Annotated in this window: 25 protein-coding genes and 4 tRNA genes; 18 read left to right on the top strand and 11 right to left on the bottom strand. The window is 62.4% G+C overall.

The window, feature by feature from the left end; translation table 11 throughout:
• Positions 1 to 59 precede the first annotated feature (59 nt).
• Positions 60 to 515, top strand: coding sequence for a hypothetical protein (locus ACT67G_RS06195; RefSeq protein WP_443663516.1), 456 nt, complete (start codon positions 60 to 62; stop codon positions 513 to 515).
• Complete coding sequence (ftsH, locus tag ACT67G_RS06190; protein ID WP_443663515.1) at positions 512 to 2,326, top strand: ATP-dependent zinc metalloprotease FtsH; 1,815 nt, start codon at positions 512 to 514, stop codon at positions 2,324 to 2,326. Before ACT67G_RS06195 ends, ftsH begins: the two co-directional genes overlap by 4 nt.
• Before the next feature lie 77 nt (positions 2,327 to 2,403).
• On the opposite strand, the gene bilS is transcribed toward ftsH, so the two are convergent.
• From bilS to ACT67G_RS06145, 9 genes are all read right to left on the bottom strand, one after another.
• Positions 2,404 to 2,886, bottom strand: a complete 483-nt coding sequence (gene bilS / locus ACT67G_RS06185) for a flavodoxin family protein BilS (protein WP_443663514.1) — start codon at positions 2,884 to 2,886, stop codon at positions 2,404 to 2,406.
• Positions 2,883 to 3,995: a bilirubin reductase gene (gene bilR / locus ACT67G_RS06180; RefSeq protein ID WP_443663512.1), complete on the bottom strand. Its 1,113-nt coding sequence runs from the start codon at positions 3,993 to 3,995 to the stop codon at positions 2,883 to 2,885. The genes bilS and bilR overlap by 4 nt, the downstream gene beginning before the upstream one ends.
• Positions 3,968 to 4,405: a bilirubin utilization transcriptional regulator BilQ gene (gene bilQ, locus ACT67G_RS06175; RefSeq protein WP_443663510.1), complete on the bottom strand. Its 438-nt coding sequence runs from the start codon at positions 4,403 to 4,405 to the stop codon at positions 3,968 to 3,970. Before bilQ ends, bilR begins: the two co-directional genes overlap by 28 nt.
• A gap of 110 nt (positions 4,406 to 4,515) precedes the next feature.
• Positions 4,516 to 4,603 (bottom strand) — tRNA-Leu (locus ACT67G_RS06170).
• A gap of 68 nt (positions 4,604 to 4,671) precedes the next feature.
• Positions 4,672 to 4,759, bottom strand: a tRNA-Leu gene (locus tag ACT67G_RS06165).
• A 68-nt stretch (positions 4,760 to 4,827) separates the two neighbouring features.
• Positions 4,828 to 4,915: transfer RNA gene (locus ACT67G_RS06160), tRNA-Leu, on the bottom strand.
• 32 nt (positions 4,916 to 4,947) lie between these two features.
• A tRNA-Leu gene (locus ACT67G_RS06155) sits at positions 4,948 to 5,033 on the bottom strand.
• Positions 5,034 to 5,169: 136 nt separating this feature from the next.
• Complete coding sequence (locus tag ACT67G_RS06150; protein WP_326214959.1) at positions 5,170 to 6,543, bottom strand: citrate/2-methylcitrate synthase; 1,374 nt, start codon at positions 6,541 to 6,543, stop codon at positions 5,170 to 5,172.
• 226 nt (positions 6,544 to 6,769) lie between these two features.
• Entirely contained in the window at positions 6,770 to 7,486 is a 717-nt protein-coding gene (locus tag ACT67G_RS06145; protein ID WP_443663508.1) for an NAD-dependent protein deacylase, read from the bottom strand.
• A 60-nt stretch (positions 7,487 to 7,546) separates the two neighbouring features.
• Between ACT67G_RS06145 and ACT67G_RS06140 the strand changes: the two genes are divergently transcribed.
• The 12 genes from ACT67G_RS06140 (at position 7,547) to ACT67G_RS06085 (ending at position 18,508) form a co-directional block, all read left to right on the top strand.
• Complete coding sequence (locus ACT67G_RS06140) at positions 7,547 to 7,882, top strand: arsenate reductase family protein (RefSeq protein ID WP_325244503.1); 336 nt, start codon at positions 7,547 to 7,549, stop codon at positions 7,880 to 7,882.
• Between the two features lie 56 nt (positions 7,883 to 7,938).
• Entirely contained in the window at positions 7,939 to 8,811 is an 873-nt protein-coding gene (locus tag ACT67G_RS06135; RefSeq protein ID WP_443663506.1) for a YihY/virulence factor BrkB family protein, read from the top strand.
• Between the two features lie 103 nt (positions 8,812 to 8,914).
• On the top strand, positions 8,915 to 10,147 hold the full coding sequence (locus ACT67G_RS06130) for an aminopeptidase (protein WP_443663504.1): 1,233 nt from the start codon (positions 8,915 to 8,917) through the stop codon (positions 10,145 to 10,147).
• A gap of 51 nt (positions 10,148 to 10,198) precedes the next feature.
• A complete protein-coding gene (locus ACT67G_RS06125; protein WP_325246099.1) occupies positions 10,199 to 10,681 on the top strand; it encodes a gamma carbonic anhydrase family protein in 483 nt (160 codons plus the stop codon).
• 134 nt (positions 10,682 to 10,815) lie between these two features.
• Complete coding sequence (locus ACT67G_RS06120) at positions 10,816 to 12,165, top strand: MATE family efflux transporter (RefSeq protein ID WP_443663503.1); 1,350 nt, start codon at positions 10,816 to 10,818, stop codon at positions 12,163 to 12,165.
• A 16-nt stretch (positions 12,166 to 12,181) separates the two neighbouring features.
• Positions 12,182 to 13,363: an AI-2E family transporter gene (locus tag ACT67G_RS06115; protein WP_443663502.1), complete on the top strand. Its 1,182-nt coding sequence runs from the start codon at positions 12,182 to 12,184 to the stop codon at positions 13,361 to 13,363.
• Between the two features lie 161 nt (positions 13,364 to 13,524).
• The gene (locus ACT67G_RS06110; protein ID WP_325247163.1) at positions 13,525 to 13,755 is read left to right on the top strand and encodes a helix-turn-helix transcriptional regulator; all 231 of its coding nucleotides are present in this window, start codon (positions 13,525 to 13,527) and stop codon (positions 13,753 to 13,755) included.
• Positions 13,733 to 14,512 (top strand): DUF3169 family protein, encoded by a 780-nt coding sequence (locus ACT67G_RS06105; protein WP_443663500.1) that lies wholly within the window; start codon positions 13,733 to 13,735, stop codon positions 14,510 to 14,512. Before ACT67G_RS06110 ends, ACT67G_RS06105 begins: the two co-directional genes overlap by 23 nt.
• A 108-nt stretch (positions 14,513 to 14,620) precedes the next feature.
• The gene (locus ACT67G_RS06100; RefSeq protein WP_443663498.1) at positions 14,621 to 15,424 is read left to right on the top strand and encodes an HAD-IIA family hydrolase; all 804 of its coding nucleotides are present in this window, start codon (positions 14,621 to 14,623) and stop codon (positions 15,422 to 15,424) included.
• Positions 15,421 to 16,731 (top strand): MFS transporter, encoded by a 1,311-nt coding sequence (locus tag ACT67G_RS06095; RefSeq protein ID WP_443663496.1) that lies wholly within the window; start codon positions 15,421 to 15,423, stop codon positions 16,729 to 16,731. The genes ACT67G_RS06100 and ACT67G_RS06095 overlap by 4 nt, the downstream gene beginning before the upstream one ends.
• Positions 16,728 to 17,561 (top strand): glycerophosphodiester phosphodiesterase family protein, encoded by an 834-nt coding sequence (locus ACT67G_RS06090; RefSeq protein ID WP_443663495.1) that lies wholly within the window; start codon positions 16,728 to 16,730, stop codon positions 17,559 to 17,561. The genes ACT67G_RS06095 and ACT67G_RS06090 overlap by 4 nt, the downstream gene beginning before the upstream one ends.
• Positions 17,558 to 18,508 carry a hypothetical protein gene (locus ACT67G_RS06085; protein ID WP_443663494.1) on the top strand — a complete coding sequence of 317 codons (951 nt, stop codon included), beginning with the start codon at positions 17,558 to 17,560 and terminating at the stop codon, positions 18,506 to 18,508. The genes ACT67G_RS06090 and ACT67G_RS06085 overlap by 4 nt, the downstream gene beginning before the upstream one ends.
• A gap of 61 nt (positions 18,509 to 18,569) precedes the next feature.
• On the opposite strand, the gene ACT67G_RS06080 is transcribed toward ACT67G_RS06085, so the two are convergent.
• On the bottom strand, positions 18,570 to 20,024 hold the full coding sequence (locus tag ACT67G_RS06080; protein ID WP_443663493.1) for an anti-sigma-I factor RsgI family protein: 1,455 nt from the start codon (positions 20,022 to 20,024) through the stop codon (positions 18,570 to 18,572).
• 1 nt (position 20,025) lies between these two features.
• Positions 20,026 to 20,592, bottom strand: coding sequence for an RNA polymerase sigma factor (locus ACT67G_RS06075; protein ID WP_326214972.1), 567 nt, complete (start codon positions 20,590 to 20,592; stop codon positions 20,026 to 20,028).
• Positions 20,593 to 20,896: 304 nt separating this feature from the next.
• On the opposite strand from ACT67G_RS06075, the gene ACT67G_RS06070 reads away from it, so the two are divergent.
• The 4 genes from ACT67G_RS06070 to ACT67G_RS06055 all read left to right on the top strand — a co-directional run.
• Positions 20,897 to 21,766, top strand: a complete 870-nt coding sequence (locus ACT67G_RS06070; RefSeq protein ID WP_326214973.1) for a phosphate ABC transporter substrate-binding protein — start codon at positions 20,897 to 20,899, stop codon at positions 21,764 to 21,766.
• 227 nt (positions 21,767 to 21,993) lie between these two features.
• Positions 21,994 to 22,830: a phosphate ABC transporter permease subunit PstC gene (gene pstC, locus ACT67G_RS06065; RefSeq protein WP_325245567.1), complete on the top strand. Its 837-nt coding sequence runs from the start codon at positions 21,994 to 21,996 to the stop codon at positions 22,828 to 22,830.
• A 3-nt stretch (positions 22,831 to 22,833) separates the two neighbouring features.
• A complete protein-coding gene (gene pstA / locus ACT67G_RS06060; RefSeq protein WP_443663491.1) occupies positions 22,834 to 23,685 on the top strand; it encodes a phosphate ABC transporter permease PstA in 852 nt (283 codons plus the stop codon).
• Between the two features lie 16 nt (positions 23,686 to 23,701).
• The coding region (locus ACT67G_RS06055; RefSeq protein ID WP_443663489.1) for a phosphate ABC transporter ATP-binding protein at positions 23,702 to 24,026 on the top strand (325 nt) is incomplete at its 3' end.

Raw genomic sequence — 24,026 nt, 5'->3', positions numbered from 1 at the left:
TTTGAGAAAAAAACGCTATCATCAAAGCATCTCAAAAAGGCTTTGTGGAGGAAGCAACGATGGAGCAAAGTCCGTTTTTGGTGAAGATCTGCCAGCTGGAGCAGGACTATCAGACCCTGGAGGACTGCCTGCGGGCGTGCCGGGATCTGGAGAAGGCGGATATCGACCTCCAGCTGCGCCGGGTCTGGCGGGCCTACCGTGAGGCGAGTTGCGGACTGGAGGAGGCCATCCGGTCCAGCCGCTCTCCGGCCATGCGCCGTCTGGCCCAGGCTCAGCACACCTATGACCGCACAGTGCAGGCCCTGCTGGAGGAAACCTTGCCGGCGGATCTGCACAGCGAGGGCACCACGCCGGGAGAGGACCGCACGGAGGCCCGGATGCTCTGCGCGGAGTACGCCGTGGATTTCGCCCGGCAGGCGGTGCGCCGGGCCATGCTGGCGGTGCTGTCGGCAGCCGGGGAGGCCCGGCAGCAGGAACAAGACCGGGAAACACACAAGGAGGAACAACCCCAATGAAAGAGGTCAAAACACCGAAAAAACCCCTATTATACTACTATTTCATTGCCATGATCTGTCTGCTGCTCTTTCAGTTCCTGGCCATGCCCTTGCTGGGTCAGGCCCGGATCCAGACGGTGGACTACAATACCTTTATCTCCATGGTGGAGGATGGAAAGGTAGATGCGGCGGAGATCCAGCAGCAGGAGAACCGCATCCTCTTCTCCGACCAGGACCAAAAAGTCTATAAGACCGCCATGGTCCCCGACGACGACCTCACTCAGCGGCTGCTGGATGCCGGTGTCTCCACCAACGGCGTGGAGGTGGAGCAGACGCCCCTGCTGGGAGACATCCTCAGCTGGGTGATCCCCATTGTGATCTTCATCGCCCTGGGCCAGTTCATGTCCCGGAAGATGATGGACCGGATGGGCGGGCCCAACGCACTGTCCTTCGGCAAGTCCAACGCCAAGATCTACGTGAAGTCCTCCGAGGGCATCAAGTTCTCCGACGTGGCCGGTGAGGACGAGGCCAAGGAGAACCTGGCAGAAATTGTGGACTACCTCCACAACCCCGCCAAGTACCAGGAGATCGGCGCCTCCATGCCCAAGGGCGTGCTGCTGGTGGGCCCTCCGGGCACCGGCAAGACCATGCTGGCCAAGGCCGTGGCCGGCGAGGCCAACGTCCCCTTCTTCTCCATGTCCGGCTCGGAATTTGTGGAGATGTTCGTGGGCATGGGCGCCTCCAAGGTGCGGGACCTGTTCCGCCAGGCCAAGGAGAAGGCCCCTTGTATCGTGTTCATCGATGAGATCGACGCCATCGGCAAAAAGCGGGACGGTCAGATGGGCGGCAACGACGAACGGGAGCAGACCCTCAACCAGCTGCTCACGGAGATGGACGGCTTCGAGGGCAACACCGGCGTCATCATTCTGGCGGCCACCAACCGCCCGGAGTCCCTGGACCCGGCCCTGACCCGTCCCGGCCGGTTTGACCGCCGGGTCCCCGTGGAGCTGCCGGACCTCCAGGGCCGGGAGGAGATTTTGAAGGTCCATGCCAAAAAGATCAAGGTGGCGGAGGATGTGGACTTCCAGCAGATTGCCCGGATGGCCTCCGGCGCCTCCGGCGCGGAGCTTGCCAACATCGTCAACGAGGCGGCCCTACGGGCCGTGCGGGACGGCCGCAGGTACGCTACCCAGGCGGATCTGGAGGAGAGCATCGAGGTGGTCATCGCCGGCTATCAGAAGAAGAATGCCATCCTCACGGATCAGGAGAAGTGGACGGTGGCCTATCACGAGGTGGGCCACGCCCTGGTGGCGGCCCGGCAGAACCACTCCGCCCCGGTGCAGAAGATCACCATCATCCCCCGCACCTCCGGCGCCCTGGGCTACACCATGCAGGTGGAGGAGGGGAACCACTACCTGATGACCAAGGAGGAGCTCCTCAACAAGATCGCCACCTACACTGGCGGCCGGGCGGCAGAGGAACTGGTGTTCGGCACCGCCTCCACCGGCGCCTCCAACGACATCGAGCAGGCCACCAAGCTGGCCCGGGCCATGGTCACCCGCTACGGCATGAGCCCCGACTTCGACATGGTGGCTATGGAGACCACCACCAACCAGTACCTGGGCGGGGACAGCTCCCTGTCCTGCTCCGCCCAGACCCAGGCGGAGATCGACCGCCAGGTGGTGGAGATCGTCCGCAAGCAGCATGAAAAGGCCGCCAAGATCCTGGCCGACGACCGGAAAAAGCTGGACGAGATCTCCCGCTACCTCTATGAAAAGGAGACCATTACCGGCAGCGAGTTCATGGAGATCCTGAACCGGGAAGAAAACTGAAACCATCACCCGTGAAAAAAGCCCGGCGGAGCGCCTTGTGCGCTTCGCCGGGCTTTGCGGTGTCGCCAGGGGAACCGTTATTCCCCCACAGCCGCCTGGAGACGGGCAAGATCCTCCTGGTCCGGGTGGCTGAGGGCCTGGTCAAAATTTTCCAGCATGGCGGTGCGCCGGGGGCTCTCCTCCATGGCCGCATAGCGGTCCCGCACCGCCTGGGGCATCTTGCCCTGGCACATGTAGGTGCCGGTCACCTGGACTCCGGGGGCCAGATTGGCCTTCACCCGGTCCAGGATCTGCTGGAAGTAGGCGGGGGCGCCTCCAAACCCGGCGGTGCCGAAGAGGAACACCTTCTGATCCGTCAGGCTCTGCAGAAAGCGGGCGGTGGGCTCGTCGCAGGTGCCCTTGTCCGTCCAGAATCCCACATAGACCGTGTCGGCGGCCAGAGCCTGGGGAGCCGGGGCGCCGAAGTAGCGGCAATCCTCCTGAGGCAGGGCCTCCCGGACGGCCCGGGCCAGCATGGCGGTGTTGCCGGTGCGGCTGCTGTAAACGATGGCGTAGCTCATTTGGTTTCCTTCCTTTCATAGATACAGTGGACGCCCCGGTGGGCCATCATGCCTCCCAGGCACTCCTTGTTGCAGCGGACACAGCGGTGGATGGTTTCCGGATGGCCGGAGCAGACCTTGTTGGGCCACTCCGGGTCGGCGGTGAGCTGGCGGCTCATGGCGGCACAGTCGATCCGTCCGCTTTCCAGCTGTGCCTCCACAAAATCGGGGTCGGTGAGCCCGCCCACACCGCAGATGGGCAGCCGGGTGAGCCGGCGCACCTGATCGCAGAATTTCAAAAAGCAGCCCTCCGCCCCGAACTCCGGATGGCTTTTGGGGGGGATGGTGTCGGTGAGCTCCCCGTGGTTGGCCAGGGTTACGTGGAAGCTGGTGACTCCCGCCTGCTCCAGCAAGGGGACAAAGATGGGCAGCTCATCCTCCAGCACACCGGCGTTGCCGTAGTGGGGATCCTCCTGGCGCACTGCCAGCTTGTAGTCGATGGGCACGTGGGGCAGGCGGCGGCGGATGGCGGACACTGCCTCCACGGCGAAGCGGGCCCGGTTTTCCGGACTGCCGCCGTAGCGGTCGGTGCGGTGGTTGAAGAGGGCGGAGCTGAAGCTGCCGCACATCCGGTCCCCGTGGACCTGCACCATGTCAAAGCCCGCCTGCATGGCCAACTCTGCTGCCTTGCCGAAGGCGTCGGTGATCTCCGCCACCTTTTTCTCCGGCAGGCCGGTGATATAGGGCCCCACCTGCTGGTTCAAGAGGGGCCGCAGTTCCTCCATGGAGATACGCTTGGTGAGCACGCCGGGGATGTACCGGATCATTCCCTTGAGGTTGGAGTCGGACTGGTGGAGCTGGGCGCACAATTTGCACCCGTAGGGATGGACGGCGTCCGACAGAGATTTGTAGAAGGCAAAGCCCTTCTTGGTGTACAGGGAGGGGCCGAAGCCATGGGGCAGCACCGGTACGTCGCCGATGATGATCATGGCGCAGCCTCCGGCGGCGATCTTCTTCATCCGCTCCACCAGCTCCTCCTGGGGAAGGCCCAGGGAGGTGGGGGCAAAGACGATCCGGTTCTTTAGGGTCAGCCCGCCGTAGTTCAGGGGGCTGCAAATGGTTTCGTACATGTGGAATCCGCTTCTTTCCCAGAGACTTTTGCCAAGAGGGCAAAGAGCTGTTCCCGCTCCTTCTGATCCAGAGGGGTCAGGGCGGCTTCATCCCAGTCGAAGAACACCTGGTGGCTCACCTGAAAGGCCTGCTGCCCTTTGGGGCTCAGATCCAGATGGTAGGCACGGCCGGACTTCTCCCGGGTGAGGAAGCCCTCCTCTACCAGCCGGGTGACGGTGCGCTGGGAATAGCCCCAGTCCAGCCCCAGGGCCGCGGTGAGCTGGGCCTGGGTGCAGCCCGGGTGCTTGCCCACGTAGATCACTGGAAACAGCGACCCGAAGTTCAGCCCCAGGGCCTGGAGATGCCGGGAGGTGTAGGCGGTAAAGCTGCGGTGGAAGACGGTGGCGTAGTAGGCCAGGGTCTGGAACATGGAACGGTCAACTCCTTTTTCTTGACTTTGTCAAGTATAACGGCTATACTTGATGAAGTCAAGTATCAAATTCAAAAAAAATCGGAGCAAAGTGAACTTTGCTCCGACGATGGTGCGCGAGGCGGGACTTGAACCCGCACGTCCGTAATGGACACTAGAACCTGAATCTAGCGAGTCTGCCAATTCCACCACTCGCGCGTACAGTATGCAGTTTTTTCCGCCGCCCCAAAAGGGTCCCACCGAAGACACCGTCTTCGGTGGGGATGTGGTGCGCGAGGCGGGACTTGAACCCGCACGTCCGTAATGGACACTAGAACCTGAATCTAGCGAGTCTGCCAATTCCACCACTCGCGCGTACAGTATGCAGTTTTTTCCGCCGCCCCAAAAGGGTCCCACCGAAGACACCGTCTTCGGTGGGGATGTGGTGCGCGAGGCGGGACTTGAACCCGCACGTCCGTAATGGACACTAGAACCTGAATCTAGCGAGTCTGCCAATTCCACCACTCGCGCATACAGCGGACGGTCTTTTTTGGGAACCGAACTGGTGCGGCTGACGGGATTTGAACCCACACGTCGATTCGACACCAGCACCTCAAGCTGGCCTGTCTACCAGTTCCAGCACAGCCGCAAATACATTCCCTAGAAAAGACTGCTTGATTATTATAGCGGGAACCACAGCTGATGTCAACCTTAATTTTTTGTTTTTCCCGAAAAAATTTCCTCCGCCGGGAAGTGCTCCCGGCGGAGGACGGAAGATAGGAACCTCAGCGCTGATCCATGGGGGTATAGGAGCGGAAGGGCTCCACACACTCGTACCGGGGACGGATCAGCTTGCCGCCGGAGGAGAGCTCCTCCATCCGGTGGGCGCTCCAGCCGGAGATCCGGGCCACGGCGAAGAGGGGGGTGTAGAGCTCGATGGGCAATCCCAGCATCTCATAGACGAAGCCGCTGTAAAAGTCGATGTTGGTGGAGAGGACGGACTTGTGCTGGCGCTCCATCAGCAGCTCCTTGCCGATCCGTTCCACGTTGCGGTACAGCGCCAGTTCATCCTCCCGGCCCTTTTCCGCCGCCAGGCGGTACACATAGTCCCGGAAGACCTCGCAGCGGGGGTCGCTCTTGGTATACACCGCGTGGCCCAGGCCGTAAATGAGGCCGCTGCGGTCAAAGGCCTCCTTGTTGAGCATCTTGGTGAGGTAGTCCGCCACACAGCCCTCGTCGTTCCAGTTGGAGACGTTGGCCTCGATGTCCTCCATCATGGCCATGACCTTGCTGTTGGCGCCGCCGTGGCGGGGGCCCTTCAAAGAGGACATGGCTGCCGCGATGGCGGAGTAAGTGTCGGTGCCGGAGGAGGTCACCACATGGTTGGTGAAAGTGGAGTTGTTGCCGCCGCCGTGATCCGCGTGGAGCACCAGGGCCACGTCCAGCACCCGGGCTTCCAGCTCCGTGTAGCTGCGATCCTCCCGCAGCATCCGCAGGAAATTCTCCGCGGTGGAGAGATCCGGCTTGGGGGTGTGGATAAAGAGGCTCTCCCCCTGGCTGTAACGCCAGGCCTGATAGGCGTAGATGGCCAGCACCGGCATGTTGGCCATCAGCTGCAGGCACTGGCGCAGCACGTTTTCCAGGCCGATGTCGTTGGGCTTGTCGTCATAGCAGAAGAGAGTCAGGATGCCCCGCTGCATGGTGTTCATCAGATCCCGGGGCGGAGCTTTCAAAATGACGTCCCGGAAGAAGTTGGTGGGCAGCGTCCGGTAAGAGGCCAGCTGGCCGCAGAAATCCTGCAGCTGGGACTGGGTGGGCAGCTCCCCGAAGAGCAGCAGGTAGGCCGCCTCCTCAAAGGCATAGCGCCGGCCCCGTGAGCCGGTGACCAGTTCCCGGGTATCGATGCCCCGGTAATAGAGCACACCGTCGGTGGGGATGATGTGTTCCCCCTGGGTGACGTTATAGGACTGGATCTCCGCTACCCGGGTCAGGCCTGTCAAAACACCCCGGCCGTCCTCGTCCCGGAGGCCCCGCTTGACGTTGTACTCCTTGTAGAGCTTGGGATCGATGTAGTTCTTCTTTTCCCACTGTTCCTTCAGAGCCAGGATGGCGGGGGTGATCTCGCAGTAGGTGTTCTCGCGGTTCTCTTTCCAAATCATGACGGGGCGCTCCTTTCTGTTTGAACCGGGGTGGCGGCAAATGAGCCGCAAAAAAGATTTTTTGCAATTTTAACATATTGATCTTTCATTTTCAACAGGAAAATAAAAAAATTAAAGAATTTTTTGCATCAAAATTTAGTTTAAATTGCAATTTTACCTGCATACCGGCAAAAAAAGCAGCCGCCGGAAAGGCGGCTGCCGGAGAGAAGGCAAACAGAGCGGAGCGTCAGAGCTGGGCGAGGGTCTCCCCGATGGGATCCGTAATCACCAGGTCTGCCTGGACGTCCCGGGCCACGGCAGATTTGTTGATGAGCACCAGCTTGTGGCCCCGGTAGTAGTTGATAAGGCCGGCGGCGGGGTAGACATTGAGGGAGGTGCCGCCGATGATGAGCATATCGGCCTCGGCAATGGCACGCAGGGCGTCGTTCAGGGTCTTCTGATCCAGTCCCTCCTCGTAGAGCACCACGTCGGGCTTCACCTGGCCCCCGCAGGTGCAGCGGGGGACCCCCTCCGCGTGGAGGATGAAGTCCATGCTGTAGAACTTCCCGCAGCGCTCACAGTAATTGCGCAGGACGCTGCCGTGGAGCTCCAGCACGTTGCGGCTGCCGGCGGCCTGGTGGAGGCCGTCGATGTTCTGGGTGACGATGGCCTTCAGCTTGCCCTCCCGCTCCCACTGGGCCAGCTTGTAGTGGGCGGCGTTGGGCTTGGCGTCCGGAGCCAGGAGCTTTGCCCGGTAGAACCGGAAAAACTCTTCGGGGTTGCTTTCATAAAAGGTATGGCTTAAAATCACTTCAGGCGGATACTTCCACTGCTGGTGGTAGAGCCCGTCGGTGCTGCGGAAATCCGGGATGCCGGACTCCGTGCTGACGCCGGCGCCGCCGAAGAAGACAATGTTGTCGGAGCCCTCCACCAGCTCTTTGAGTTTTTTCACCTGGTCCGTCATATGACCGGATCCCTCCCCTGCAATCTGATAAAATAGAAGTGAACGATAAGGAGCAAATTGATGAACATCCAGATTTTCGGCTCGTCCAAGTCCTTCGACTCCAAAAAGGCGGAGCGCTGGTTCAAGGAGCGGCGCATCAAGTATCAGTACATTGACCTGCCCTCAAAGGGATTATCCCCCCGGGAGTACCAGTCCGTCAAGCAGAAAGTTGGCTTTGAGGCTTTGCTTGACACCAAGTGCCGGGCCTATGAGGCCCTCTACATGCCCTACATCACCCCGGAGGCCCGGGAGGAAAAGCTCCTGGAGCACCCGGAGCTTTTCCGTACCCCCATCGTGCGCAACGGGAAGGAGGCCACCGTGGGCTACTGCCCGGAGATTTGGCAGACCTGGGCGTGAAAACAGGTCGAAAGCGCATATACTAATGGGGCATCCGGAAGGAAAGGAGGCGGCGTATGCCGGAGATCTATCTGCGGTCCCTGCCCAGGAACCGGCTGATCCGGGGGGCATATCTGATGATCCAGCGGTATCTGCGGCACAATGTGGGCTCCCAGGCGGCCGCGTTGGCCTTTTACCTGCTGTTTATGATCTTCCCCTTTTTGATTTTCATCAGCGCCCTGCTGGGCTTGCTGCAGCTGGATGTGGCGGGCATCCTGGCGGGGCTGGAGGAGATCCTGCCCGGGGAAGTGGTGGAGCTCATCGCCATGTACCTCAATCACGTGGGAGAGAGTTCCAACCTGCGGATCCTGCTCTTCGGGCTGTTCTTCTCTTTCTATTTCCCCATGCGGGCCACCAACTCCCTGATGCATTCCGTGCGCATCGCCTATCATCTGGGGCCGCCCCGAGGGCCGGTGCGCCATGTGCTCAAGACCCTGCTCTACACGGTGATGCTGATTTTGGTCATTGCCGTGACGCTGACCCTCATGAGCGTCAGCGACCGGCTTCTGGCCTACGCCGTGGCCAATTTCCAGCTGCCGCCCTTTGTGGCCCGCCTCTGGGGCCAGTTGCGGTTTCCCGTAGCAGCGGTGGCGGGGTACTTTGCTCTGTTCTTTCTCTATGCCCTCTCCCAGGACGGCCGCCAGCCCTGGCGGAACATCTGGCCCGGGACCCTGGCGGCCCTGGCCGCCTGGCTGTGTCTTTCCTGGCTCTACGCGGTGTATGTGGATAATTTCGCCCACTACTCCGTACTCTACGGATCCATCGGAACGGTGATCGTGCTTTTGATCTGGCTCTATATGAGCGCCGCCATTTTGATTCTGGGGGCGGAGCTCAACGGCACCATTATGTCGCTGCGCCGGGAGCAGTGGGACGACGCAAAAAAGTCGTGAACGGTTTTTGAATTCCCACCGCCGTTTCTTTACAACAACCGGAAAAAACGCTACAATATTCCCCGTATACAAACCCTGGAAAGAAAGGAAGCATCCAAGACTGATGGAAGAAAAACTGCGCGAATATGCCCGCCTTCTGGTGCGGGTGGGCCTTAATGTACAAAGGGGCCAGACCCTGGTGATCTCCTGCCCGGTAGAGTGCGCCTTCTTTGCCCGCATGTGCGCTCAGGAGGCCTATGACATTGGCTGCCGGGAGGTGGTCATGAATTGGCACGACGACGCCATGGTCCGGATGAAGTATCTCCACGCTGCCGAGGACGTCTTCGACACGGTGCCCTTGTGGCGGCGCCACTTCTTCAATGACTACGCCCAGGAAGGGGCGGCGTACCTGGCCATCTCCGCCACGGACCCGGAGAACCTCAAGGGGGTGGACTCCGGCCGCCTGGTGCGCTCCCAGCAAGCCAGCGGCAAGGCCCTGAAGGAATTTGACCGGCTGCAGATGTGCAGCGGCTTCCCCTGGTGCATCGCCTCCATCCCCATTCCCAGCTGGGCGGAGCGGGTCTTCCCGGAGGCCCGCGGCCAGGCGGCTGTGGACAAACTCTGGGACGCCATCTTCCGCTGTGTGCGCATCAGCGGGGACGGCAAGGCTGTGGAGCGCTGGCAGGCTCACCTTGATACCCTGGCCAAGCGGGTGGAAAAGCTCAACGCCCTGGATTTCAAGTCCCTCCACTACACCAACGCCCTGGGCACGGACCTCACCGTGGAGCTGCCGGAGGGCCACATCTGGGAGGCCGGCAATGACGTGACTTTGGGAGGCCTTCCCTATATCGCCAACATCCCCACGGAGGAGATCTTTACCTCTCCGTTGAAGACCGGGGCCAACGGCGTGGTCTATTCCTCCATGCCCCTGGTGAACGACGGCAACATCATCGACGATTTCCACATGGTGCTCCGGGACGGCAAAATCACCGAAGTCCATGCCGGGAAGGGCGAGGAGTTCCTCAAGGGCGCCGTCAGTGTGGACGAGGGCGCCGCCTATTTCGGTGAGATCGCCCTGGTGCCCTATGACAGCCCCATCTCCAACCAGAAGACCCTCTTCTACAACACCCTCTTCGACGAGAACGCCGCTTGCCACATCGCCTTCGGCGAGGCCTATCCCTGCCTGAAGGGCGGCCAGCAGATGACCCGGGAGGAGCTGGACGCCCACGGCCTCAACCACTCCATCACCCATGTGGACTTCATGGTGGGCACGGCGGACCTCTCCATCGTGGGCACCACCCGGGATGGCCGTGAGATCCCCGTCTTTGTCAACGGCAACTTCGCACCGGAGTTTTAATACGCTTTGAAATTGTATTGATATTTTAGAGAAAGAAAAGAGGAACCGATTATGGATTACCGGCAGAAAACTTTTGATGAGACCGTCATGGTGGCCCCCGGCGCCGTGGTGGTGGGGGACGTGACGCTGGGCAAGCACGTCAACGTCTGGTACAACGCTGTGCTGCGGGGCGACGACGGCGCCATCACCGTGGGAGAGGGCACCAACATTCAGGACGGCGCCATCCTCCACGAGGAGACCCATGTGGGCGCCGGCTGCACCATCGGTCACGGCGCCATCGTCCACGGCTGTACCGTGGGGGACAACACCCTCATCGGTATGGGGGCCACGATCCTCAACGGCGCCCGGGTGGGCAGCAACTGCATTGTGGGCGCCGGGGCCCTGGTCACCGGTAAGATGGACGCTCCCGACGGGTCCATGATCCTGGGCAGCCCCGCCAAGGTGGTGCGCCCCCTGACGGAGGCGGAGATCGAGGGGAACCGGGGCTCCGCCCGGGGCTATCTGGAGTGCGCGGAGAACTTCCGCAAGGGCTGAGCGGGAAAACCCACAAAACAAGGGCTTGGTGACGGGCCGCTTTTGGCGCTTTGCCGATTGCGCGGCGGGCTGGGGAACGGTATACTCTGTTGCTGTGTTTTTTGATTCTTTTCACCGCAAAGGAGCCATTCGTGATGCCGCAGATCTCTCCCCAGACCCGCCGGGTCTTCTTTTTGTCCCTGCCCATCTTTGCCGAGCTGCTGCTGCAGCTGCTGGTGGGCAACATGGATCAGTTCATGATTTCCCACTTCGGTGCCGCCGCCGTGGCCTCCATCGGCAACGGCAACCAGGTGATGAACGTGGTGGTCATCGTGCTGGAGACCGTGAGTGCCGCCACCACCATTCTGCTGACCCAGCACATTGGAGCCGGGCAGCAGGGAGAGGCGTGCAACGAGATCGCCACGGTGGGCGTAGCGGTGAGCGCTGCCTTCAGCCTGGCGATGGGGCTGGTGCTACTGTGCTTTCCCCAGACTCTTTTCACCCTGCTGCGCACCCCGGCGGAGTCCTTCGCCGGGGCCTGTCTCTATACCCGCATCGTAGGCGGCGCCGTGGTGATCCAGGGGCTGTACATCGAGCTTTGCGCCGTGCTGCGCAGCTACACCCTCCTCAAGGAGGTGGTGGCGGTGTCGGTGGTGATGAACCTTTTGAACGTGGCGGGCAACGCCGTCCTCATCAACGGCTTTTTCGGTCTCCCCCGGATGGGGGTGGCGGGTGCTGCCGTGTCCACCTGCATTTCCAAGGCCGTGGGACTGATCCTGGTGATCTGGATGCTGCACCGCAAGTGCTCCGTGCGCTTTTCCCTGCGCTATCTGCGCCCATTCCCCGTATCCACCTGTAAGCGCCTGCTGGGCATCGCCATGCCCTCGGGGATGGAGTCTCTCTCCTATAACGTCTCCCAAATCTTCATTCTGCGCTTCATCAACGTTATGGGCACCGCCGTCATTGCCACCAAGGTCTACGGCAGCATGCTGGCCAACGTGGCCTATGTTTACGCCATCGCCGTGGCCCAGGCTACCCAGATCATCGTGGGATACATGCTGGGGGCCCGGAAGCTGGACGAGGTGAAATGCCGGGTGTGGTCTACCGTCCGCATCGCCCTGGGGGTGTCGGAGTGCCTGACGCTGGTGATCTTTCTCTTCTGCGACCCCATTTACAGCATTTTTACCGCCGATCCCACCATCCACGCCCTGGGCCGCCAGATCTTGCTGGTGGAGTTCGTCCTGGAGATCGGCCGGGCCATCAACATCGTCATGACCCGGGCCCTCACCACCGCCGGGGACGTGTGGTATCCGGTGACGGTGGGCATCTTCAGCATGTGGACGGTGGCGGTGGCCGGCGGCTGGCTGCTGGGCCAGGCGGCAGGCTTGGGATTGGTTGGCATCTGGATGGCCATGGCCTGCGACGAATCCCTGCGGGGGCTCCTCTTCACTTTGCGGTTCCGCAAGGGCCGCTGGCGGGAAAAGCGTCTGGTGGACCAGCGCTGAAAGGAATGGAAACACCATGGAATGGAACAAACACAATCTGCGCGGCTGGCTGCTGGTAGTGTGCGGCGGCGTGGCTTTTTACTGCGTCCTCCAGAATCTGGGGGTGGTGGCCTCTGCCGTCATGTGGGTGCTGGGGATCCTGACCCCCTTCATCCTGGGCGGGGCCATCGCCTTTGTATTGAATGTCCCCATGCGGGCCATCGAGCGCCACCTCTATCCCACCGCCCGGCGGGGAGGGAAGCTGCGCCGCCCCCTGGCTTTGGTGCTGACGCTGCTGGCGGTGATCGCCGTGCTGACCCTGGCCTCCACTGTCATCGGTCCCGGTATCGCCGAGGCGGTGTCCTCGGCGCTGGATCAGATGCCTGCCGCCTTTGACCGGGCCCAGGAGTGGGTGAATGGCCTTGCCGTGTACCTGCCCCAGCTGCAGGACTTCTTGGCAGAGCTGGCCATTGACTGGGGCAGCGTCTCCCATAAGGCCCTGCAGCTGGCCCAGGACTGGGGCGCGGCGCTGCTCTCCTCCGGGGGAGGGTTCATCGGCGGTGTGGTCAGCGGCGTGAGCACCTTCCTCATCGCCCTGATCTTCTCCTTCTATATCTTGCTGCAAAAGGAGCGCTTGGCCCGGCAGGGCCGCCAGGTGCTCTACGCCCTGCTGCCGGAGCGGGGGGCGGACCGCATTCTGGAGATCCTGCGCCTGACAGGGCGGACCTTCTCCAGCTTCCTCTCCGGCCAGTGCCTGGAGGCGGTGATCCTGGGGACCCTCTTTGTGGTGTCCATGTCCATTTTGCGCATGCCTTACGCCCTGCTGGTGGGCGTTCTCATCGCCCTGACGGCCCTGATCCCCATTGTGGGCGCTTTCATCGGCTGCGCCGTGGGGGCGCTGCTGATCCTTATGGTGGACCCGGTGAAGGCGCTGGTGTTCGTGGTCCTCTTCCTGGTGCTCCAGCAGGTGGAGGGGAACCTCATCTACCCCCATGTGGTGGGCTCCTCCGTGGGCTTGCCCTCCATCTGGGTGCTGTGCGCCGTGACTTTGGGCGGCAGCCTCATGGGCATCGTGGGCATGCTGGTGTTCATCCCGCTGTGCTCCGTGCTCTACGCCCTGTTCCGTACCTTTGTGAAAGAGCGCCTGGTGCGCCGGAAGGTTCCCGCCTCCAAATGGCTGGACCCGCCGCCCCCGGCTCCGAAAAAGACAAAAAAGTGATGCTTCGGCACCTGCCGTTCCCTCCGGGACGGCGGGTGCTTTTTTACGCCGGGGAAAATTTCATATTTCCTATTGACAACTTTCCTTGTCAATGCTACCCTATGAATGACAAGAAAAGTTGTCAACTTGACAGAGAAAGTTGTCAGAGAGGAGGCGGTGAGATGCCGCTGTACAATCGGCTCAAGGAGCACCGGGCCCGGCTGGGGGTCAACCAGCAGGAGATGGGGCGGCTGGCGGGAGTGTCCCGGCAGACCATCAGCCAGATCGAACGGGGGGACTACTCCCCCTCGGTGACGCTGGCGCTGAAGCTGGCGAAGCTCTGCGGAGTCACCGTAGAGGACATTTTTTCCTATGAGGAGGATGGGGAACATGAAAACCAAGCAGAAAAGTGACAACCGCAAGGCGCTGCCCAAATATATCCTGATGCTGCTGATCGCCGCCTTGTTCGGAGGCCTGGCGGGCTTCGGCGCCGGTATCATGGGAGCCGTGAATCTCTCCGGGAGCATCAAGGCGGCGGTGGAGGATGTCCTCACCGCAGCGGCCCCCTGGGGCATCCCCGTTACCAGCGTGGTGTTTCTGGGCCTGGGGTGGTGGTTCTACGCCAAGGCCCGGCGCATCTATCAGACCTGGGACGGGGAGGACGAGGAACGCATCGAAAAGGCCGAGGAGGATCTCAGCTGGGCGCTGCTGATGTCCGCCGTCGCCATGCTGTGGGACTTCTTCTTCGTTTCGGTACTGGTGGTCTGCGAAGGGAATTGGCCCATGGGACGGCTGGGCGGATGGGGAATGTTCTTTGTTTCCATCGCGGCGATCGTGGTGCACCAGCAGAAGGTGGTGGATCTCACCCGCCGCATCAATCCCGAGAAGCAGGGCAGCGTCTATGACACGAAGTTTTTGAAAAAGTGGATGGACAGCTGCGACGAGTCGGAACAGCGCCAGATGGGCCAGGCGGCCTTCAAGGCCTACCGGGCAGCAGTGAACACCTGTTTGTGGATGTGGGCGGCGCTGATCGTGCTGCACTATGCGTTTGATACGGGCCTGCTGCCCATCGTCATGGTGCTGGTGATCTTCGGCGTGCTGCAGATTGTTTACACCCTGGAGTGCATCCGCCTGAGCCGGAGCAGCCAGACCGGCTGCGGCTCCTTGTGAGCCCCGGCCCCTGGCGCCAAATCACGTTTCCTGCAGCCTTAGGGGCCCCGCTTGCCAAGCGGGGCCCTTTTATGGTATGGTTAACAGTGCATGAAAGGATGTGAGCACGTGGACCTTGCCAACAAGCGGCTGTTCTTGCTGGACCTGGACGGGACGCTGTATCTGGAGGAGACGCTGCTGCCCGGGGCGGCAGAGTTTTTAGCCTACGTCCGCAGCCATGGCGGCGCGGTCCGCTACCTCACCAACAACTCCTCCCGGGGGGTGGACGCCGGGCTGGAGAAGATGCACCGGCTGGGGGTTCCGGCACAGCGGGAGGAGTTCCTCACCGCCGTGGAGGCCACGGTGTATTACCTGCAAACTCAGCGGATCCCCTCAGACGTCTATTACGTGGTGGGCACGGAATCCTTCCGCCGCCAGCTGCGTGAGGCGGGTTTCGATATCCGGGAGACGCCGGACGCGGACGTGACGGCGGTGCTGGTGGGCTACGACACGGAGCTGACCTATGGGAAGGTGGAAAACGCCTGCCGGCTGCTGGCCCGGGGGGTGGACTTCCTGGCCACCAACCCCGACTGGGCCTGTCCCACCCTCTTCGGCTTCGTCCCGGACTGCGGGGCCATCTGTGAATTCATCGGCCGGGGGGCCGGGCGGCGGCCCAAATTCATCGGCAAGCCCGACCCCACCATGATCCGCTTGGCACTGGAGCAAACGGGATGCCTCCCGGAGGAGACGCTGATGGTGGGGGACCGGCTCTACACGGACATCGCCTGCGGGGTGAATGCGGGGGTGGACACGGTCCTGGTGCTCACCGGGGAGGCAACGGCGCAGGACGCCGCCGTCAGTGCAACGCCGCCCACCCTCATCTGCCGGGACATGGCGGAGCTATTGGAACGAATCAAGGAGGCACGGGCATGAGACTGGATAAACGACGCACGGTGCTGGTGGGCTTTGCCTTCCTTTCCATCTGCGCTTTCTGGCAGATGTACAACAACGTGGTGCCGCTGATCCTCACCAATACCTTCCATATGAACGAGACCTGGTCCGGCGCCATCATGGCGGCGGACAATGTGGCGGGGCTGTTCCTGCTGCCCCTGTTCGGCGGCCTCTCGGACCGCTGCCGCTCTCCGATGGGACGGCGCAAGCCCTTTTTGATCTGCGGCACTGCCGCGGCGGTGGTGCTGATGCTGGTGCTGCCGGGGCTGGACAACAGCTACGCCGCCGCCCCGACGGTCTGGAAGACGGCGGCCTTTGTGGCGGTGCTGGGGGGTCTGCTGGTGGCCATGGGCTCCTACCGCTCTCCGGCGGTGGCCCTGATGCCGGACGTGACCCCAAAGCCCCTGCGCTCCGAGGCCAACGCCGTCATCAACCTCATGGGCGCCATGGGCGGCGTTTTATATCTGCTGCTGGCGGCGGTGCTCTATTCCAAGGAGCAGCCGGGCCATACGGATTACTACCCCCTCTTTGCGGCGGTGGCAGCCATCATGATCCTCTCCGCCGTGGTGGTGTCCCTGACGGTGCGGGAGCCTTCCCGGGAGGAGGTGCTGCGCCGGGATGCGGAGGAGGCCGCCCGGGAGCAGCGTCCGGCGGGGAACGCGGCCCAGACGGAGGCCATGCCCGCTCCTGTGCGCCGGAGCCTGGGATTTTTGCTCTTGTCCATCGCCTTGTGGTTCATCGGCTACAACGCCGTGGAGACTTGGTTCACTACGTATGCTTCCCAGGTGTGGGGCATGGCGCTGGGGGAGTCCTCGGTGTGTCTCACCATCGCCATGGCGGGAGCCATTGCCTCCTATGTGCCGGTGGGTGCCCTGGCGGGGCGCATCGGCCGGAAGAACACCATCCTGCTGGGAACGGCGCTGCTGACCGCCAGCTTCTTCTGCGCGTTTTTGTGCACCCTGGCTTTTGCCCAGTTCTCCCCGGTGATGTACGTGCTCTTTGTAATGGTGGGCATCGCCTGGGCGGCCATCAGTGTCAACTCGCTGCCCATGGTGGTGGAGATGTGCCGGGCGGGAGACGTGGGCCGTTTCACCGGCTATTATTACACCTTCTCTATGGCGGCCCAGACTATCACCCCCATCGCCGCCGGGTGGCTGCTGCGCCATGTGGGCTATGACACCCTCTTTCCCTATGCCGCCATCTTCTCGGCCTGCAGCATGCTGACCATGTTCTTCGTCCGCCACGGGGACAGCCGCCTGACCCCTAAGGGGGAGGAGGCCCGGGTATGAGGGCGAAGGCAGCGGCGGCCGCAGGGGTTGCTCTGGCGGCCCTGGCAGCAGGGTTTGTGGTCCACGGGCGGCGGGGTGCCCCCGGATGGCGGCGCCTGCCGGGGACACTCTATGCCCACCGGGGGCTCCACGGCCCCGGCGTACCGGAGAACTCCCTGCCGGCCTTCCGGGCCGCGGCCCAGGCCGGGTACGGCGCGGAGCTGGACGTACACCTGACGGCGGACGGCCGCCTGGCGGTGTTCCACGACGGGGACCTTTCCCGCATGTGCGGCGTGGAGGGCACTGTGGAGGCGTTTTCTTCCGATGTCCTCCGGGAATTGCGCCTGGCAGGAACTACGGAGACCATTCCCTTTTTGGAGGAGGTAGTGCCTCTCTTTGCCGGAAAACCCGGCGGGCTCATTGTGGAGCTCAAAAGCGCCGAAGACAACCACGCCGCCCTGGCGGAGGCCACCCTCCGGTGCCTGGATCGCTTCTCCGTGCCCTACTGTCTGGAGAGCTTTGACCCCCGGTGCCTCCTGTGGCTGCGGCGCCACCGTCCGGAGGTCCTGCGGGGACAGCTGATGCAGAATTTCCTGAAGAGGCCGGAGGGGCTTGACCCGTGGAACCGGCTGGCTTTGACAGGCCTTTTTTACAACGTATGCACCCGGCCGGACTTTGTGGCCGTGCGGTTTACCGACCGGAATCTTCCGGCAGTGCGGCTGAGCCGGGCCCTGGGGGTTCAGAAGGCGTTGTGGACGCTGCGCACGCCGGGGGAGATGGAGACCGCCGCCCGGGAGGGTGCGCTGGCCATCTTTGAGGACATCCATCCAAAGGAGGAAGGAACGCAGTGAGAAAAGAGAAGCGACTGGAAAAGAAGCGAGCCAAACAGCTGGAAAAAAAGTCCTTCCGCAAGGCCCTTCAGACGGAGCTGCGGGAGCACAAAAGTTCCTTCATCGTCTTTTGCATCCTGCGGACGCTGGTGCTGGTGGTGCTGGTGCGCCAGGTGATGCTGCGCAGCTATGAGAGCGTGTTCTTCTGCGCATTGACGCTGCTGCTGCTGTATATCCCCAGTTGGGTGCAGGTGAAGCTGCGCATCGAGCTGCCGCCGCCTCTGGAGATCACCATTTTGTGCTTCATTTTCGCCGCGGAGATCCTGGGGGAGGTCAACGCCTTCTATGTGGTGGTGCCCAACTGGGACACCATGCTCCACACCATCAACGGTTTTCTGGCGGCGGCGGTGGGCTTTTCCATGGTGATGCTCCTCAACGACGACGAGCGCCTTACCTTCCACCTCTCCCCGCTGTTTCTGGCGCTGGTGGCCTTTTGCTTCTCCATGACCATCGGCGTGCTGTGGGAGTTTTTCGAGTTCAGCATGGACTATTTCCTGGGCACGGACATGCAGAAGGACACCATCGTCCACGCCCTCCACACCGTGGCCCTGGACACCACCCGCTCCAACAAGGTAGTGACCATCCCCAATATCCAGGAGGTCTATATCAACGGAGAGCCCCTGGGCCTGGGGGGCTATCTGGACATCGGCATCATCGACACCATGAAGGACCTGTTCGTGAACTTCATCGGCGCGGTGGTGTTCTCCGTCACCGGCTTCTTCTACGCCCGCAGCCGGGGCCGCCGGAAGACCCCGGCCCAGAGCTTCGTGCCCCTGAAGAAGAACCCGGAGCACGACTACCTGGCCCAGGCCAAGGAGGAACTGCTGGAGGAAGCCAAGGCCCGGGAGGAGGCCGTCCGGGAAGGGGAGGAGACCCCGCCCCCGGAGGAAAGACCCGGCCAATCGTAAATCAAGAATACAACAAGCCCCGAACCGAGAGGTTCGGGGCTTGTTTGCTTCTTTTCGGGGATCAGTCGTCGATATCCCGCTCGGCCTTGAGGATGGTGCCGTCGGTGCGGATCTCGTACTCGTATTCCGTATTGCCCACCCGGAACTCGATCTCATAGAGTTCCTGGCCGTCGTCCCGGTCCCGCTGGACTTTCAGTCCGCTGACGGAGGAGGCACTGACGCCGGCGTGGCGGAAGGCGGCGGCCTTGGCCTCCTCTTCCGTCAGGGAGGCTCCTGTGGAGGCGGGAACGCTGCCGTCGGTATCCCGGTCCGCCTTGAGGATGGTGCCGTCGGCGGCAAGCTCGTAGTCATACTCCACGCCGCCGGCGCGGAACTCCACCTCGTAGCGGAGCTGGCCGTCGTCCCAGTCCTGTTTGGTCCGGAGGCCCGTCACCTGGGAGCTGGAGAGCCCGGCATCCGCCAGAGCGGTCTGGGCGGCCTTGTCAGCGCCGATGTCCGTGCCGGAGGAGGCGGTGCCGCCGGAACTGCCGGAGCCGCTCCAGCCGCCCTCCCGGCTGTACTTCACCACGTCGCCGGTGCGGGCGTCGATGTCGTACTCGTACTCCATGCCGCCTGCGGTGAACTCCACCTCATAGACCATGACGCCGTCCTCGCTGTCGAACTCCGTTTCGTACCAGGCCACGTCTCCGGCGCTGACACCGGCATGGGCGTAGGCGGCGGCGCGGGCGGCGTCGGCGGTGATGTAGGCCTTGTCGCTGGCGCTGCCGGTCTGGGTGACGGAGGAGGTGGTAAGGCTGCGGGACTGGGCGATGAGGGCGATCTCGTTGACGGAGAGGGGAGCCAGGGAGGCAAAGGTCAGAGTGGAATCCTGGCTGATGACCTCCTGGATCAGGGCCGCCTTGCCAAGGGAAATGCCGTACTGCTCCGCCAGGGCCGTGAGCTGGGCGTCGGCGGTGAGAGACTGGGTCAGCACGGCGCCGTCCAGGTGGTCGGCCTGGAAGGTGCCGCTGATGGTGCTGGAGATCTGCTGCTGGAGCTGGGCGGAGCGGCTTGCGTCGTCATTTTCCACCGTCACCAGAATGGAGTTTTGCAGCTCATCCAGATAGCCGTTTTGCACCATGGAGCCGATGAGGGCGTTCACCGCCACCGTGAGGTCGGTACCGGTGAGGTCCATATCTCCCAAGATGACGGTGGCGTCCTGGTTGAGGGGGGTGACGGAGAGGACCCGCTCCTTGGCGTTCACATCCAGAGAGACGCTGGGGTTGACATCCAGGGTCACAATGGAATCCACAGCGTGGTCGGACTGCCAGCGGACGGCGCCGAAGGAGAGGCCGCAGACGATCACCAGCGCCGCAGCCATGGCGGCGGGGATCCAGCGGCGTTTTCTTTTGGGTGGGGTCATGGGGATCACGGTTCCTTTCTGCTGCGTACAGGAGGCCAGGATCCGCTCCAGGTTGTCCGGGGCGGCGTGCTCCACGGCGGTGCGCAGGCGCTGTTCCATCATGCTCTCGTCCATGTTACTGAGCCTCCTTCCATGCCAGCCGGAGCTTTTTCATGGCCCGGTGATATTTGGATAATACAGTGGGAAGCGGCATCTTCATCATCTCCGCGATCTCCCGGTGCTTGAGGCCGGAGAGGGCGTGGAGCGCCACGATCTGGCGCTCGGTGTCCTCCAGAGCCGCCAGCAGGGCGGAAAGGGCCATGCGGTCTTCGTGGCTGACGGTTTCCCGGTCGGCGAAGCGGTCCTGCCAGTCCTCCATGGTAAGGGGCTCCGTGCGGCTTTGCTGGCGCAGGCGGCTCAGAGCCAGATTGCGGGTGATGGTGAGGATCCATGCCATGGGTTTGCCCTGGCCCTGGTAGGAGCCCGCCGCCTGCCAGATCTGCAGGTAGGCGTCGTGAAGGACGTCCTCGGCGTCGTGCTCGTTTTTCAAAATGGACAGGGCAAAACCGTAGACGGCAGGACGGGTTTTATGGTAGAGATCCGCCAGGGCGTCCTGCTCCCCGGCGGCGATACGGGCAAGGTACCCGTCCAGCACGGCCCCGTCCCCGGGAGACGGTGCCGCCACACTCATACAGAAGATCATGCGCTTCCTCCTCTGTTCACACCATTAACGAATGAGCCGGGCGTTTTATTGCACGCCGTGAAAAGAAATTTCGCCCGGATGGATGTGAATTCCTTTTTTTATCAGTATAGCACATCTGCGGCCAAACTGGCTGTGGTAAAAGCACAAATTCCGGGGCTGCGGCAGTGTTAAATCTGTGGGAAAGGTAAAAAGGGGCACTTTACACAGACTTTACCTGGGGATGGTTTCGGATTTTACCTGCCGCCCTTTATACTATGGCCGTAGCGTAAAGCCACAGACATATGATGAAAAGGAGCAAACAACCATGAAGAAAGTATTTGCCATGCTGATGACGCTGACGCTGGCCCTGTCCCTGCTGGCTGGCTGCGGCTCTTCTCAGGAAACCACTGAGGATACCACCGGTACCGACGACACCCAGACCGAGGAGACACAGCTCAGCGGCAGCGTTTCCACCGACGGTTCCACCTCCATGGAGGAGGTCATCGGCGCCCTGGGCGAGCAGTTCCAGGCCGACACCGGCGTTTCCGTTACCTATAACCCCACCGGCTCCGGCTCCGGCATTGAGGCCGTGAAGAACGGCAGCTGCGACATCGGCCTTTCCTCCCGCGCCCTGAAGGACGAGGAGAAGGCCGCCGGCCTCACTGAGACCACCGTGGCTCTGGACGGCATCGCCATCATCGTCAACGCCGAGAACCCCGTCACCGACCTGAGCATCGATCAGATCGCCCAGATCTACACCGGCGCCGTCACCGACTGGGCCGACATGGGCGGCACCGCCGGCACCATCGCTGTCATCGGCCGTGAGTCCGGCTCCGGCACCCGGGACGGCTTCGAGTCCATCACCGGCACCGAGGACGCCTGTGTCCTGGCTCAGGAGCTGAGCTCTACCGGCGCCGTCATCGAGGCGGTCCGCACCACCCCCGGCGCCATCGGCTACGCCTCCCTCTCCGCTGTGGAGGGCCAGGAGGGCATCACGGTTCTGACCGTGGACGGTGTGGCTCCCTCTGAGGAGACCGTCCTGGACGGCAGCTACGCCATCCAGCGTCCCTTCGTGTTCGTCACCCGCACTGACGAGGCCCTGTCCGATGCGGCCCAGGCCTTCTTCGACTTCGCCACCTCCACCGACGCCAACGACCTCATCGCCGCTGCCGGTGCCGTGCCCGTGGCCCAGTAAAACCGTACATGACCCAGCGCGAACGGCCGGCGTCCCCCAGACGGGGCGGCGGCCGCTTCGCCAAGTCCGGAGGAGTGCGCCTCCTCCACCAAGGAGAACGTGACATGGAGAACAATGCAACCCTGCCCCGGACGGAGGGCGCCTCCGTTTCCGGGAAGAAGGCCGCCGCCGGCGGCCAACAGCCCCGCCTGCGGGTCAACAACCCCCGGGAGGCGCTGGAATTTTTCATGAAGGCGCTGTTTTTCGTCTGCGGCATGATTGCCGTAGCCTTCGTGCTGATCATCAGCATCTACCTCATCATCTCCGGCCTGCCGGCCATTTTGGAGATCGGTCCCATCAACTTCCTCTTCGGCAAGCGCTGGTACGCCTCCACCAATGACTTCGGCATCTTCGCCATCATCCTCACCTCCCTGGCGGGTACCGCCGGGGCCATCATCGTGGGCGTGCCCGTGGGCCTCATGACCGCCATCTTCCTCTCCAAAGTGGCGCCCCCCAAGGTGGCCGTGGTGATCCACACCGCCGTGGAGCTGCTGGCGGGCATCCCCTCCGTGGTGTACGGCCTGGTGGGCATGATTTTGCTGGTGCCTGCCATCCGGGTGATCTTCGACCTGCCCTCCGGCGCAACGCTGCTGGCGGCCATCATCGTGCTGGCCATCATGATCCTGCCCTCCATCATCTCCGTGTCGGAGACGGCTTTGCGGGCGGTGCCCCGGGAGTATGAGGAGGCATCCCTGGCCCTGGGCGCCACCCACATCGAGACGGTGTTCCGGGTCAGCGTCCCCGCCGCCCGCAGCGGCATCGCCACCGCCATCGTCCTGGGCATCGGCCGTGCCATCGGCGAGGCCATGGCCATCATCATGGTGGCGGGCAACGTGGCCAACATGCCGGGGCTTCTCACCTCCGTGCGCTTCCTCACCACCGCCATCGCCTCGGAGATGTCCTACGCTGCGGTGGGCTCCCTGCACCGCAACGCCCTCTTCTCCATCGGGCTGGTGCTGTTTTTGTTCATCATGATGATCAACGTCTTTTTGAACGTCTTCATCAAAAACAGAAAGGAGGAGTGAGCCGTGGAGAACAAGTCCCTTTCCGCCAGCCGCCGCTTCTATGACCGGACGCTGCGGGCACTGCTGTACCTCAGCGGCTTCATCACCTGCGCCCTGCTGGTGCTCATCATCGGCTATATCTTCTACCGCGGGGTGCCCAACATCTCCTGGGAGCTTCTCACAAGCCAGTCCAGCTACATCAAGGATACCATCGGCATCCTGCCCAACATCCTCAATACCCTCTACCTGGTGCTGCTCTCCATGGTGATCGTGCTGCCCCTGGGGGTGGGGGCCGCCATCTACCTCACCGAGTACGCTACCAACCGCAAGCTGGTGACCATCATTGAATTTGCCACCGAGACCCTGACGGGTATCCCCTCCATCATCTTCGGCCTGGTGGGCATGCTGTTCTTCATCCAGATGATGGGCTGGCAGACCGGTGTGCTGGCGGGCTCCATGACATTGGTGGTGATGATCCTGCCCACCATCGTCCGCACCACCCAGGAGAGCCTCAAGACCGTGCCCGACTCCTACCGGGAGGGGGCCCTGGCTTTGGGGGCCGGCAAGTGGCACATGGTGCGCACCGTGGTACTGCCCAACTCCGTGGACGGCATCGTCACCGGCTGCATCCTGGCGGTGGGCCGCATCGTGGGCGAGAGCGCGGCGCTTCTCTACACCGCGGGCTTCGGCCTGGTGCTCAATGACTTTTTCACGTCCCTCCAGTCCTCCTCCGCGTCGCTGACGGTGGCATTGTATGTCTATGCCAGCGAGCGGGGCGAGACCGCCGTGGCCTTTGCCATTGCCACCATTTTGATGCTGCTGACCCTCCTTATCAACCTCTCCGCCAACCTGGTTGGCCGGAAACTCAAGAAATAAACGGGAGAGATTCCAAATGTCTACCATCATTGAAGTAAAGGATCTGAACCTGTGGTACGGCGCACACCACGCCCTCCACGGCGTGAATATGGACATCCCCGCCAACGAGATCACCGCCCTCATCGGGCCTTCCGGCTGCGGCAAGTCCACCTTCCTCAAGACCCTCAACCGCATGAACGACCTGGTCCCCGGCATCCGCATCGAGGGCGAGGTCAACTACGGCGGGGAGAATATCTATGCCCCCAGCGTGGATACCACCTGGCTGCGCAAGCAGATCGGCATGGTCTTCCAGAAGGCCAATCCCTTCCCCATGAGCATCTATGACAACGTGGCCTACGGCC

Origin of the sequence: Dysosmobacter sp., assembly GCF_052306735.1 — a bacterium.
In the GTDB taxonomy this organism is placed as follows: Bacteria; Bacillota; Clostridia; order Oscillospirales; family Oscillospiraceae; genus Oscillibacter.
This window is presented reverse-complemented; position numbering and strand designations above follow the sequence as displayed.